The organism is Polaromonas sp. CG_9.11, assembly GCF_015752225.1.
Classification (GTDB): Bacteria; Pseudomonadota; Gammaproteobacteria; order Burkholderiales; family Burkholderiaceae_C; genus Polaromonas.
In genome coordinates this window covers 1-13,678 of record NZ_JADOVE010000039.1, presented here as the reverse complement: position 1 = coordinate 13,678, position 13,678 = coordinate 1, and the positions used below count along the sequence as shown (strand labels likewise).

Below are 13,678 nucleotides of genomic sequence, written 5' to 3'. Positions count from 1 at the left end.
CCAAAGCTGCTCAGCAGGTAATCCGTGTACAACTCCAGTTCAGAATTTTTCATGCGCGTAGGCTAACAGGACAGGCGGCTGCGTAAGGTCAGTTAATAACTTTTGACCATTTCGGTTCGCCTATAAGCAAGCAATTCCATTAAATTGATACTACTACACCTGTTTTTCAGCAAAGGCACCACCACATCTGACAATTTGGCAGATTCAACGGTTTCAAGCAAGAGGCAGTGGTCGCCTGGTGGAGAACGGCTAAAGCACCGCGGCGATGGTACGCACGTTAAGCGTGGTTGGCCAGACGCTGATTAATTGGGTTGACCATCAATCCCATTCATGACTACACAAAAGCTGTACGAAAATCGAGTTTGATAGGTTTGATGGCTGAAATTGTCCTTTCCAAGGTTTCCCGCCATAAATGGCCGTTGGAGATACGACTGCTCGTTCTACCCCCACTTGACAACCGATCACTGACACTACCTGGAGCCGCACGAACAGTTCTCAACTGCGCCGCGCTGCTTTAGAAGCCTTCGAGTACCACTTTTCCCTGCGCCTTGCCGCTTTCGATGAGCGCATGCGCCCGGCGTAGGTTGGCCGCGTCGATGCGGCCGAAGTTGGCATTGAGCGTGGTGCGCAGCCGGCCGGCATCGACCAGCCCGGCCACCTCGGCCAGCAGCCGGCCTTGCGCGGCCATGTCGGGCGTTTCGAACATCGAGCGCGTGAACATCAGCTCCCAGTGCAGGGACAGCGACTTTTGCTTGAGCGGTACGGCGTCGAGAGAAGGCGCGTCGTCGATCACCGCCAGCGCGCCTTGTGGCTTGAGGCTCTCAATGATCTGCGCGTAGTGGTGCTGCGTCTGCGTAAGCGCGGCTACCCAGTCCACTTGGCCGAAGCCGCCGGCTTGCAGCTCGGCGGCCAGTGGCTGGCTGTGGTCGATCACGCCGTGCGCGCCTAGATCCATGCACCACTGGCGTGTCTGAGGCCGCGAGGCTGTGGCCACCACACGCAGCTGCGTGAGCTGGCGCGCCAGCTGGATCAAGATGGAGCCTACGCCGCCGGCACCGCCGACTACTAGCAGCGTCTGCCCCGCGCCGCCGCCTGCAGGTACCCCGAGCCGGTCGAACAGCAACTCATATGCAGTGATTGAGGTCAGCGGTAGGGCAGCGGCTTGCGCATCGCTGAGCGAAGCCGGTGCGTGCGAGACAATGCGCTCGTCCACTGCGTGCAGCTCGCTGTTAGCGCCTGGGCGGGTAATGGAGCCGGCATACCAGACGCGCTCGCCGGGCCTAAAGCCGGTGACATCTGCGCCTATCGCCTCGACCGTGCCGACCGCGTCCCAGCCCAGTACCCGGGCTTGGCCGGGCACGGGCACGCCGCTATTGCGCACCTTGGTGTCGACTGGATTAACCGAGATTGCCCGGACGCGTACCAAAAGGTCGCGTGCCCCCGGTAGCGGCGCAGGCAGCTCCAGGTCTTCAAGCGCGTCGGGATGATCAATGGGCAGGGGTTGGCGATAACCGACGGCTTTCATGTATGGAATCCTCTAAAGGGTTAGGAAATTATCAGACCACCGCTGTAAGCCTCGCTTGCAGCACCTATGACGATAGGAGCAACACCGCCCTTCGCGGATGCCGTGGAATCAAGACGTTTACTGGGCGTGGTAAAGATGCGTATCTGCACGACACCGCCGTGAAGACCTGCTGTTCATTTTCCGTACCCTTACCGTGAAGAGAGTGGAAATTGCCAGAATTGGGCACGCCGGTCACTTGAGCGACCCCATCCCCCTGACGCTGTCGCTTGAGCAGTCGCTGGTTTTGTAAATTTTACGCCCTCTTATCGTCAGTCTTTTCTCAATGCGCGGGTGAGGATGCTTTGAACTACTCCGGAATCACATAAAACGGTACCCAGGTTTTTCATCCATCTATTCCTGACATGAACCAAAGAGGGGCCGTCACAGGAAATGTACGCGAACCTCCTCTGGATAAGCTGTTGACGGATTGGGAAGAGGCTACGGAAGCGAGATTTGTGCAGGATTATTACCTGCCCAGCGCCGCATAACACTGTGCGTAAGGCGTATTGCGCATCATGTGGCGGTTGTAGTCAGGTGCGCCATCCGACCACCATGTCGGTCCGCGCTCACCCAGACCGAGTTTGGCTACCTGAACAGCCTGCCGGGCCAGCGTTTCGGCCTCAGCAACTTTGATGCGCAATGCTTTTCCTACGTCTCGGCGTGCTCGCATCAGCTCTGTGACGAGCCTGGCACGCGCTTGCTCGGGAAGCTCGGGATTGGCCATGCGCCAGAGTCAGCCGCGGACCACGAAGTACCGACCGTCAGTCGTGACAGAGTAGAGCGAAGGTTCTATTGGTGACGCCATGCCTGCAGAATAGCTTGAAATGGGCAAAAATGCCGGGGTACGTCAAGCTTGATCTTGTCCTCGAAAAACGTAATCCATCACAGATGGTGAAAATCCAAGTATTGGCGCCAAAGCTCTTTTGATCCAGATGCCGACTTTTCCTTGACCCAGGACATCGCATCGCAATACCAATGCAGGCAACGGTTTGTCTAACCCATGTACGGCTCAACGAAAGTCCACCTGGTCAATTCTTGGGTGGCGGCAACAGCCCTGCATCATCGCTTACCTGCTGGTAACAAGCAACGCTTTGGTAATGTCATCTGTTATTGAAAGAGCAGTAAATTTTTTTGTTCCTACCACAAAGCACCACTAATAACATTAGTGAAAATTCTAATGTTAAAAATAGCGAGTCACTTAAAAATGCTTACAGACACCAAACGTCATTTATCAATCGACATCGACTGCCAATGCTGCCAGTCGGATGTTGGGCAAAAAAGCCCGAACCGGATCACTCCCGGTTCGGGCTTTTTTGTTTTTTCTTTGACATAAGCACTTTCGAAAGAACACCTGTTCGGTGGCGGAGCTTTACCTAAAGAAAAGTTGTCCCTGATGACGCTGATTTGTCGGAGGTCCAAAGGTTGACTTGTTGTCTGTACAAAGCACAAAGCAATCCTGCGGAAAAACTTTCAACCGCCACTGTATCGAGACAACAATGAACCAGTTCAATCGCCGCCAGATCGTCAAGACAGCCAGTTCGCTCTTCGCCATTGGCGTCACGGCCGGACCCGTCACCCGTGCCTTCGCGCAAGACACGGTAAAACTTGGCTTGCTGCATTCGCTCTCGGGCACGATCGCCATTGCCGAGGCCTCGCTTGTTGACGCAGAAAAAATGGCAATCGAAGAGATCAACGCCGCTGGCGGTGTGATGGGTAAAAAAATTGAGGTTGTCGTTGAAGACGGAGCGAGTGAAAATTCAGTTTTCGCCGAGAAGGCACGTAAGCTGATCGAGCGTGACAAGGTCGCTGCCATCATTGGCTGCTACACCTCAGCCTCACGCAAAGCGGTGTTGCCGGTGTTGAATCAGACCAAAGGATTGCTGTTCTACCCGACCTATTACGAAGGCCAGGAACAAGACAAACATGTGTTCTACACCTCGCAGGAAGCCACGCAATCAGTGATTTCAGCCATTGATTGGCTGGTCAAAGAAAAGGGCAAGTCCTTCTTCTTGGTCGGCTCTGACTACATTTATCCACGCACCTGCAACAAGATCGCCAAACCTACTATTGTTAAAGGGGGCGGCAAAGTAGTCGGTGAGGAATATGCCCCGCTGGGCCACACCGAATTTTCTTCGATCATTAATAAAATCAAGGCGGCCAAGCCTGACGTCATCTACAGCACGGTGGTGGGTGGCTCGAATGTAGCGTTCTACAAGCAACTGCGAGCCGCAGGCTTAGACGGTACGAAACAGGTCTTGCTGTCGACCGTGGTCTCGGAAAACGAAATCGAGGGCATTGGCAAGGACAACGCTGCTGGGTACTACGCCTGCATGGGATATTTCCAGAGTATCAAGTCACCGGCCAACGAGAAGTTTGTCAAGGCGTTCAAGGCCAAGTACGGGCAAGAGCGCGTCATCGGAGATCCGATGGAATGTGCCTACAACAGCGTTTACCTGTGGAAGATGATGGTCGAAAAGGCCAAGTCTTTTGATATCGAGAAAGTCGTTGCCAGCGCTCCAGGCATCGAGCTTCAGGCACCTGAAGGTCTCATCCGCGTTGCGGGCAATCAACACGTCGCGAAGAAAGTGCGCATTGGACGTGCGCGACCTGATGGTCAGTTTGACATCGTGTGGGAATCCCCATTGATCGAACCAAATCCATTCCCCAAGGTATAGAAAAAAGGGTACCGGTAACCAGTGTCGGCACCTTTTTTGCCGAGCTTCAAGTGATTCCAGCGTTCCAAATTTCTCTACGAAAGCAGCAGTGCCATGAGTTTTGATATTGCAGTGATGCAGGTGTTCAACGGAATCAGCCTGTTCACCATCTTGTTGCTCATGGCGCTCGGCTTGGCAATTGTGTTTGGCCTGATGGGCGTCATCAACATGGCGCATGGCGAATTGATGGCGTTGGGCGCCTACATGACCTACGTCGCCGCCAAATTCTTTGAACGCTTCGCACCGGGCTGGATGGACGTCTATCTCTTTGCAGCAATCCCTTTTGCATTCGCCGTGACTTTTGCCTTGGGCTATGTGCTCGAGCGAGGTTTTATACGGTTTTTCTACAACCGGCCCCTGGACACGCTGCTTGCCACCTGGGGACTGAGCTTAATGCTGCAACAGGCTTACCGCAACATCTTCGGCGCTCAAGAAGTCAGCGTTCCACTGCCGACATGGTTGGCCGGTGCGTGGGAGCCGGTCGTTGGCATCCAGCTGCCGCTGACGCGTCTTTTCATCGTGGCGCTGACTGCGGTGGTCGCTATCGCGGTCTACCTGCTGCTGTACCGGACACGCTGGGGTTTGAAAGTACGGGCCGTGACACAAAACCGGGCCATCGCCGGCGCTGTTGGGATCGATACCAACCGTGTGGACGCAATGACGTTTGCATTGGGTTCAGGCTTGGCTGGTATTGCCGGCTGCGTGTTCACCATGATCGGCTCAACCAACCCAGGAACTGGTCAGTTGTACATCGTTGACTCATTCATCGTGGTAGTTTTTGGTGGTGTGCAAAGTCTTTTAGGGACTGCCCTGTCGGCCTTTGCCATAGCCCAGTCGCAGACCTGGATGGAATTCCTCTTGAGTGGCTCCATGGCCAAAGCCACCATCCTGCTGCTGGTGATCGTGGTGCTTTATTTCCGGCCCAATGGTCTTTTCGCTGTGCGTTCAAGGAACTGACACCATGCCAAACATGCAACGTCGCTCCGATGCTCTCGCGGTACTCCTGGTCACATTGCTGCTGGCTGTCGTGCTGCCTGCCTTGCTCGATCCGTTTCGCTTAAACCTGATCGGCAAATACCTTTCCTTCGGTTTCGTGGCGGTCGGCATCGTGCTGACCTGGGGCTATGGTGGTGTGCTTAGTCTGGGTCAGGGCATGTTCTTCGGTTTAGGCGGCTACATGATGGCCATGTTTCTGAAACTGGAAGCATCAGCGCCGGAACTGCCCGACTTCATGGTGTGGAGCAGTGTCGAGCAACTCCCCGTTTGGTGGCAGCCGTTTCACTCACTGGGCTGGACATTGTTTGCCCTCCTGCTGATCCCGGCGGTGCTGGCCTATGTGTTCTCCTACGCCATCTTTCGCAAGCGCGTGAGCGGTGTTTACTTTGCCATCGTCACGCTGTCCCTCGCACTCACGCTCACCGTGGTGGTGATCGGCCAGCAAGGCGACACCGGGGGGGCCAACGGCATCACGGACTTTCGCACGCTGCTGGGTTGGGATATTTTGAGCGACACGGCTAAACGAACTATGTACTTCATCGAAGTGGCGGCGATGGTGCTGGTGATGATGATTTCACTGGCCATCGTGCGCAGCCGATTCGGCAAGATCCTGATCGCTATCAGGGACCGTGAGGACCGTGTACGTTTCAGCGGGTATGACACGGCCCACATGAAAGCCTTTGTGTTTGCGGTCGCAGCTGTCCTGTCCTCCATCGGCGGTGCGTTCTACAGCCTGCAGGTTGGACTGATCGCCCCTGGCGTTATCGGTGTGGTCGCCTCCGTAGAAATGGTCATCTATGCAGCGGTCGGCGGACGACTGTCGATTCCGGGAGCCGTCGTTGGCGCCCTGCTGATCGGTTTCCTGAAGTCGTACCTGTCGGAGATTTTTCCTGAAGGCTGGCTTTACTTTCTCGGGGCGGTTTTTATCCTTGTGGTCTGGGCCATGCCCAACGGACTTGCTGGGTTGACTGATCACTTCCCATGGCAGCGTAAAGCACGGGCGGCACAGTCATGAGCGCCTTGATGACCTCCTTGTCTGCTAGCCAACCGAAAAAGACAGATGCAGCGCTGCTGCATCTGGGCAATGCCGCCGCTTCGCCAGTTCGCGAACAGGTTTTGCTGGTGGAAGAACTCACTGTGTCATTCGATGGTTTCAAGGCCGTCGATGCATTGAGCCTGTCGGTCGAACGCAACGAATTGCGCGTGATCATCGGTCCGAATGGCGCGGGCAAGACCACGCTGCTCGACATGATTTGCGGCAAGACCAAGCCAACGACTGGCCGTGTGTTGTTCAACGGCCTTGATTTAACCCGCATGAGTGAGCACCAGATCGTGCGTGCTGGTGTTGGACGCAAATTTCAGACGCCGTCTGTCTATGAAGACCTCACAGTGTTTGAGAACTTCGAAATCTCATTGCCCAAAATGCACGGTCTGTTTCAGTCCCTTACTTTTCGCCGTACACCCGAGGTGCGCGAGCGCATTGAAACGATGGCAGGGGAAGTGTATTTGCGCGATCAGCTGGGCAGACGCGCTGGGCAGCTCAGTCATGGGCAAAAGCAATGGCTGGAAATTGGCATGTTGCTGATGCAGGAACCCGAACTGTTGCTGTTGGACGAACCGGTAGCGGGCATGAGCCCGCGCGAACGTGAACAAACCGGCGATCTGCTAAGCCGCATTGCCCAGGGCAAATCGGTGGTGGTGATCGAACACGACATGGATTTTGTCAAGCGCATCGCCCACAAGGTAACAGTGTTGCATCAAGGCAAGCTGCTCAGCGAAGGCAGCGCCGCCGAGGTCCAGTCGGACCAACGCGTGATTGATGTGTACCTTGGTCATTGAAAGAAAGCCCTGCCATGTTTGAAGTCTCGCAACTCAACGTCGCCTACGGCGAATCCCATGTGATCCACGACATTTCGCTGGCGGTCGGCGCGAATGAATCCGTCGCCGTGATGGGGCGAAATGGGATGGGCAAGACGACTTTGCTGAAGTCGTTGATTGGATTGCTGCCAACGCGTTCTGGCCACATTCGGTTGAACGGTCAGGAACTAACGGGCCTGCCCAGTTACAAGCGTGTGAAGCAAGGGCTGGCCTTCGTGCCTCAGGGGCGCATGGTGTTCCCTTTTCTGACGGTAGAACAAAACATTTTGACAGGCGCCGAGCACTCGGGCCACCGCACGGTCCCAGACTACCTCTACCGTTTTTTCCCGGTGCTCCAGGAGATGAAACACCGCAAGGGCGGCAATCTGTCGGGCGGCCAGCAGCAGATGCTGGCCATAGCACGCGCGCTGATCTCAGACCCCAAGGTTCTGATCCTGGACGAGCCGACCGAAGGTATCCAACCGTCGATCATCAAGGAGCTGGCGCAAACGCTCAACGTGCTGCGCAAGGAGCGCGGTTTCGCCATCGTCATTTCCGAGCAGGTGCTGAGCTTCGCGCTCGACCTGGCGGACCGGTTTCTGGTCATCGACCGTGGGCGCATCGTGCATGACGAGTTGCGCGCCGGCCTCGATCAGGAAAAGGTCAGGTCTTTCCTGACCGTTTGAGATCGTCACCACCCATCAACCATACAAACTTAAGTGGAGCCAAAATGAGTAAGGTAAATTCAGATGACATCGACCTGACTGAACTGACTGTCGAGCGGGTTCAGGCGGGTTTCGCCAGCGGCACCTTCACATCGGAAAAGCTGACCAAGGCTTATTTGAAGCGGATCGCAGAATTCAACCCCACCTACAACGCGATCGTCTTTTTCAACGAGAAGGCGGTTGAAGAAGCGCGCGCAATCGACACGCGCCGCGCCGCCGGCGAAAAACTTGGGCCGCTCGCAGGCGTTCCGGTCGTGGTCAAGGAAGCCATGGACATGAAGGGTTTTCCGACCACGGGTGGCTGGTCGCTTCTCTACAGCAAGACCGGCGGCGTCGATCTGCTACCCGAGACCGATTCTCCTGTAGTGGCCCGCATGCGCAAAGCCGACGCTGTGATCCTGGGCAAGACCAACATTCCGGTGCTCAGCCACACTGGTTCGCATGCCAATGGAAGCTGGGCTGGCTCAACTTACAATTCGGCTGGAAGAGAGTTTCTTCCCGGTGGCAGCAGCGCCGGGACTGCAACTGCTGTTGGTGCCAATTTCTGCGTGCTTGGTTTGGCGGAAGAAACCGCCGGCTCGATCCAAAACCCTGCCTCGGCGCAAGGCCTTGTGGGCATAAAGCCAACCTTCGCGCTCGTTCCCAACGCCGGTGTCATGCCGCTCTCCAGCCTTCGTGACGTTGTTGGTCCTATCGCACGGTGCGTGCGAGACGCAGCACTGACTCTGGACGCACTGGCTGGGTTCTCGATGGAGGACCCTAAGACGGCCGCAAGCGTGGGCAAGATTCCAAAAGGTGGTTATACCTCGAAACTAGACAAGGATGCGCTGAAGGGCAAGCGCATTGGTCTTTATGGGCCGGGCTGGCGTGCCTCGACGTTTGCGGAAGAGACGACAGGCCTTTATGCGCGCGCCCAAGGAGAATTGAGAAAACTTGGAGCTGACCTTGTTGAGGATCCCTTCGCCGGTTCCGGGTTCATGGAACTGCGCAAGGCGGTCTTGCCAGGGGCCGAGTTCGACGCACGTGGCATGGAATCAATTGCCTATGACATTCAGAAGTATCTCGAGCGCATGGGTTCGAATGTCGCTCTGAAGACGTTCGCCGAATTCGCCAAGGCAACACAAAAAGAAGACGCGTTCGGGCCAGAGGGCACGTTGAGCTATATGAGTCATGTGCCCGCGTTCGTCGAATCGGCCAGGTCCCCATCCACCCCCACGGATATGACGTCGTTCATCGCTCTGAGGGAAACCTATCTCGATACATTCAATGCAGTTTTTGACAAGCATGGGCTCGATGCGGTCATCTACCCGCAAATGCGTGGTCCTTTAGGTCCGCTGCATGGAGACGAAACCATCGACGGAATGGTGGTCAGCGAGGTAAATATCGCAGGCCTGCCGGCGGTGACCATACCGGCAGGCTTCTACGCCTCCGGCGCTCCGTTCAACCTTGTTATCGTTGCACGGCAGTGGAGTGAAGCCGACATGCTCGCTATCGCATACGCCTACGAACAGGGAACGAGGCACCGCAAGCCGCCCGAACTCAAAAAGGCCTAATGAGTTTCTTGTAATTAACGGAGCCTCATGCTGGCTGACGGGGTCGAAGCAGATCCGGCCGGCCGTCTTTAAAACGCCGCCCGTCTGTGCGCGGAAACGGTCAGGTCTTTCCTAACCGTTTAAATCTCAACCTGCCAAAGGAGCAAGGTCATGAAGATATGGTGATATCTCAAACAGCAAAAGTTGGCGTCGCGGTCGTCAACTACAAGATGCCGCAACTGCACATTAAGGCCGAGGTCTATTGCAGGCGGCTGATCGAGTTCGGCGCGATGTCAATATCAGTGTCACGCGCCCAGCTCGGCTCGGTGCAGGCGCGCTATTCGGCACGCATCGGCGCTGCAATGCGGCACGCCACAGCGCAGCTGATGCATGGCGGTAGACGCAGGCGCGGACGCGTATGCGCAGCGCATCGTCGGCTGACGCAACTACTTTGTCGCGACCAATCCACGCGGCTTGCCCGCCCAAATGCAGCGGGCCTGCGCGCGGCTCGCATCAAATTGAGATAGGGCCTAGGCAATGACAGAACGATCAATCATGAACAGATACATCGGAAGAAGGCCGCATCGTGGCTGACAAGGATCCCATTCGCGTCGGCATCCTGTACTCGGAAACGGGCGTCACTTCGACCATCGGACTGTCACAGTTGCAGGGCGCCCTCCTGGGCATCCAGGAAATCAATGAGGCTGGGGGAATCGATGGGCGCGAGTTGGTGGCCGTTCGGTACGACCCACAATCCACGCCGTCGCGGTACGCCGAACTGGCCGAGCGGCTGATTGTGCAAGAGGGGGTCAATGTGATTTTCGGGTGCTACATGTCCAGCAGCCGGAAAGCTGTGATTCCCGTGATTGAAAAATGGAACAAACTGCTGTTCTATCCCACGCTGTATGAGGGTTTCGAGTATTCGGGCAATGTGATCTACACTGGGGCGGCACCCAACCAGAACAGTGTTCAGCTTGCCGAATTCATGACGTCCAACTTTGGGGCCCGCGTGTACCTGATCGGCTCGGACTACATCTATCCTTATGAATCGAACCGCATCATGGGCGAATTGGTGCAGCAACGCCAAGGCAGCGAAAAGCTTGCCGAGCGCTACATGGCGCTCAATGCGACGGACAAGGACTATGTTGAAGTTATGGCTGACATTCGCAACAAACAGCCGGACTTCATTTTCTCAACCGTGGTCGGCGAGTCCACTGTCGCTTTGTACCGCGCCTATGCCGATGCAGGGTTTGATCCCAAGACCATGCCTATTGCCAGCCTGACGACCTCCGAGGCAGAGATTTCCCAGATGGAGCGCGACATCGCAACTGGTCACTACACATCGGCGCCGTACTTCCAGTCCATCCAGTCCGATGTCAATCTCCGTTGTCTCTCGCGACTACGCCAGCGCTTTAACGATTGCAGCGTACCTAATCTTTGCTGGGAGGCGTCCTATTTCCAGATGCACATTTTTGCCAATGCATTGCGCCTGTCCGGTGATGAAGGCATCGCGCAACTGATGCCGCACATTCTGGGCAGCGAATTTGATGCGCCCCAGGGCCGGATCAAGATTGACCCCGCAAACCACCACACCTGCCTTTACCCTCGCATTGGCCGTGTGAATGCCGAGGGGCAGTTCACCATCGTACGGCAAGCCACCCGATCAGTTTACCCGGACCCCTATCTGGTCACGCATTCACTTGGCGACTGGGCCGCTAAGCTTGATACGCTGGCCGTCTGATGAACGACAGCAGTGCTGCGCGCCACACATTGCGGGTAACGCCTCCGCAACTGAAAGAACTTCGCGCACTCAAAATTGCAGTGATCCATCCTGATGATGCGGACGGCATGCAATTGACCCAACAATTGCAGCGCATCGGTTGCCAAGTTCAGGCTTTTTGGCCTCCCGTGCAGGTGTTACCAGCAGGCATCGACATTGCCTTCATGGCCGTGCGGCCCGATATTATTGGTTTGCGTTTTGAGTGGACCCAGCGTGAAGATGCTCCGACCGTGATCGCTGTAGTGACTTATGAAAATCCCACAATAGTCGATGCTGTTCTTGCCTTGGGCGCCCAGGCAGTTTTACCTTCGCCCGTGCGTTCATTCGGGCTGTTGACAGCACTGGTGCTCGCGCGCGAAACTCACAAGGAAAACCGGTCCCTGACACGTCGGTTGCGCAAGGTTGAAGCCAAACTGCTTGGAGCGCGACATCTGGCCGATGCCAAAGCGGTAATGATGAAAACCCACGGTATATCCGAAATACAAGCCTACGATTTGATTCGTGAGCAAGCCATGAGCAAGCGCACCACAGTGGAAGAAATCGCTGCAATGATCGTTCATGCCAGCGAAGTTTTGTCGCTTGGCGGACAGCGAGCCGGCTAATGAAAGCGATAAAAAGGATGCCACAGCGGGGCGACCAATCCATCGCCTCAGAAGATACGCGGTGTGCAGCGGTCTATTGAACTTTAAGGAAAGAACGACAGCTGATCGCAAATTTGGAGGTGTGTATTTTAAACATTTTGGAGATATTTTTCCATTTCCAATTCATAACTGACCTAATGCACTCTTCAATGAAGTAAATTTTTTTACTAAATTTGTTCTTTATTGGAAAACAACACGTTTTTTGCACAAGGTCAGTTCTTAACTATAACGAGACAAAGTATGCGCTGGAAACATAGACCAACCGGCTCCACGTGGGGTGATTTCGGAGTCGACGATCAACTGGGCCGCGTCAACTTAATAACCCCCGAGCAAGTTCTCAAAGGCGTTGCCGAGGTGCGTGCTGGCCGCAGCTTTTGCCTGTCGCTTCCACTGGATTTGCCCGGTGGCAATGCGCTTAATTCACGTCGTTTTCCTCCGCAGTTGTCGCCTACTTATCGCGACCATAAGCCGTTCGTTAATTTTCCTTTGTCACGTCTGGATGCTGACTCCATCGACGTGCTGAGCGATGACCAGGCGCTGATCTCGCTTCAGTATTCAACTCAGTGGGACTCACTGGCACACGTTGGCGCCCGCTTTGATGCCAATGGCGACGGCGAGGCAGAGATGGTTTACTACAACGGTTATCGTGCCGAACTGGATGTGATCGGTCCGGTTGTTTATGGTGACGACGGCAGTGAATGCGCTTGCGAAAAAGCAGGCGGCGGATCGCGTGCATACGCCCTTGGTATTGAGAACATGGCCCATCACAGCATGCAGGGGCGAGCCGTGCTGGTTGACCTCGCTCGTCATTTCGGTCGGTCCCGCCAGATGATTGGTCGAACCGAACTACTCGCGGTCATGCAGGCCGATGGCGTGGTGGTCGAATCCGGCGACATGCTGGTGATTCGGACCGGTTTTGCCGAGCTCATTGTGGAGATGGCGGGCCAGCCCGACGCAAAACTCCTGGCCGAGAGTTGTGCAGTGCTCGATGGGCGTGACGACGGTTTGCTGCAATGGATCACCGACAGTGGCATCGCTGCGCTGTGTGCTGACAACTATGCGGTCGAGGCCTACCCGGCGCGACCGGCCCCTGCGCCTGCATCGTTGCTGCCTTTGCACCATCACTGCCTCTTCAAGCTCGGCCTGCCACTGGCCGAACTTTGGTACCTTGGGGAGCTTGCCGACTGGCTGCACGCAAACGGCCGACACCGCTTTTTGCTCACGGCGCCACCGCTGCGCTTGCCGGGTGCCGTCGGTTCCCCGACCACTCCGATCGCTACCGTCTAACGTGCCACTTGCAACCATCGAAGAAAATAACCTATGAAGCTTAAGCCACTGGCCGCCATTGGTCTGATTACCCTGTCCGGCTCTATTGCTGCTCAGCACTCCGGCGTTTCGGACAATGTTGTAAAGATCGGCTTGATTCTGGACATGTCCAGCCTTTATGCGGATATTACTGGTATGGGCAGCGTCAATGCAGCAAAGATGGCCATCGAGGATTTTGGTGGCAAGGTAGTGGGTAAACCGATTGAGTTGGTCTACGCCGACCATCAAAACAAACCGGACATTGCAGCGAGCAAGGCGCGCGAGTGGTTTGACCGCGAAAAGGTCGATGCCATACTCGACGTCGCTGCGTCGGCCCCCGCACTTGCAGTTGCAGTTGCCGAGGTTGCACGTGAAAAAAACCGTGTCGTGGTCTTCAGCGGACCAGGCTCGGTGCGCCTGACCAATGAAGCCTGTACGCCCAGCACTGTGCATTACGTTTATGACACTTACGCCCTAGGGCGTGTTAACGCTACCGAAGCACCTCGGCAATGAGTGCAACGGTAATAAAGGCAGCAAACATCTCATCATTCTTGTCGTAGCGAG

The 13,678-nt window shown here is 55.7% G+C and carries 11 protein-coding genes and 1 pseudogene; 10 read left to right on the top strand and 2 right to left on the bottom strand.

Annotation, left to right across the window (positions count from 1 at the left end; translation table 11 throughout):
- Positions 1 to 514: 514 nt before the first annotated feature.
- Positions 515 to 1,525, bottom strand: a complete 1,011-nt coding sequence (locus tag IWX85_RS19260) for a zinc-binding alcohol dehydrogenase family protein (protein ID WP_196870851.1) — start codon at positions 1,523 to 1,525, stop codon at positions 515 to 517.
- A gap of 505 nt (positions 1,526 to 2,030) precedes the next feature.
- Positions 2,031 to 2,288, bottom strand: a complete 258-nt coding sequence (locus tag IWX85_RS19255) for a hypothetical protein (protein ID WP_231380012.1) — start codon at positions 2,286 to 2,288, stop codon at positions 2,031 to 2,033.
- A gap of 772 nt (positions 2,289 to 3,060) precedes the next feature.
- Here IWX85_RS19255 and urtA point away from each other — a divergent pair.
- From urtA to IWX85_RS19200, 10 genes and pseudogenes are all read left to right on the top strand, one after another.
- Positions 3,061 to 4,239 (top strand): urea ABC transporter substrate-binding protein, encoded by a 1,179-nt coding sequence (gene urtA, locus IWX85_RS19250; protein ID WP_196870850.1) that lies wholly within the window; start codon positions 3,061 to 3,063, stop codon positions 4,237 to 4,239.
- 93 nt (positions 4,240 to 4,332) lie between these two features.
- Positions 4,333 to 5,235, top strand: coding sequence for an urea ABC transporter permease subunit UrtB (gene urtB / locus IWX85_RS19245; RefSeq protein WP_196870849.1), 903 nt, complete (start codon positions 4,333 to 4,335; stop codon positions 5,233 to 5,235).
- A 4-nt stretch (positions 5,236 to 5,239) separates the two neighbouring features.
- A complete protein-coding gene (gene urtC, locus IWX85_RS19240; RefSeq protein ID WP_196870848.1) occupies positions 5,240 to 6,289 on the top strand; it encodes an urea ABC transporter permease subunit UrtC in 1,050 nt (349 codons plus the stop codon).
- A 17-nt stretch (positions 6,290 to 6,306) separates the two neighbouring features.
- Complete coding sequence (gene urtD / locus IWX85_RS19235) at positions 6,307 to 7,113, top strand: urea ABC transporter ATP-binding protein UrtD (RefSeq protein WP_370584335.1); 807 nt, start codon at positions 6,307 to 6,309, stop codon at positions 7,111 to 7,113.
- A gap of 14 nt (positions 7,114 to 7,127) precedes the next feature.
- Positions 7,128 to 7,817: an urea ABC transporter ATP-binding subunit UrtE gene (gene urtE / locus IWX85_RS19230; protein ID WP_196870847.1), complete on the top strand. Its 690-nt coding sequence runs from the start codon at positions 7,128 to 7,130 to the stop codon at positions 7,815 to 7,817.
- Between the two features lie 44 nt (positions 7,818 to 7,861).
- Positions 7,862 to 9,409 carry an amidase gene (locus IWX85_RS19225; RefSeq protein ID WP_196870846.1) on the top strand — a complete coding sequence of 516 codons (1,548 nt, stop codon included), beginning with the start codon at positions 7,862 to 7,864 and terminating at the stop codon, positions 9,407 to 9,409.
- A 565-nt stretch (positions 9,410 to 9,974) separates the two neighbouring features.
- Entirely contained in the window at positions 9,975 to 11,129 is a 1,155-nt protein-coding gene (locus IWX85_RS19215) for a transporter substrate-binding domain-containing protein (protein ID WP_196870844.1), read from the top strand.
- Positions 11,129 to 11,770 carry an ANTAR domain-containing response regulator gene (locus IWX85_RS19210; protein WP_196870843.1) on the top strand — a complete coding sequence of 214 codons (642 nt, stop codon included), beginning with the start codon at positions 11,129 to 11,131 and terminating at the stop codon, positions 11,768 to 11,770. Before IWX85_RS19215 ends, IWX85_RS19210 begins: the two co-directional genes overlap by 1 nt.
- A gap of 279 nt (positions 11,771 to 12,049) precedes the next feature.
- The gene (locus IWX85_RS19205; protein ID WP_196870842.1) at positions 12,050 to 13,096 is read left to right on the top strand and encodes a cyclase family protein; all 1,047 of its coding nucleotides are present in this window, start codon (positions 12,050 to 12,052) and stop codon (positions 13,094 to 13,096) included.
- A gap of 33 nt (positions 13,097 to 13,129) precedes the next feature.
- A pseudogene (locus IWX85_RS19200) lies at positions 13,130 to 13,606 on the top strand (ABC transporter substrate-binding protein); the annotation flags it as partial.
- Between the last annotated feature and the right edge of the window lie 72 nt (positions 13,607 to 13,678).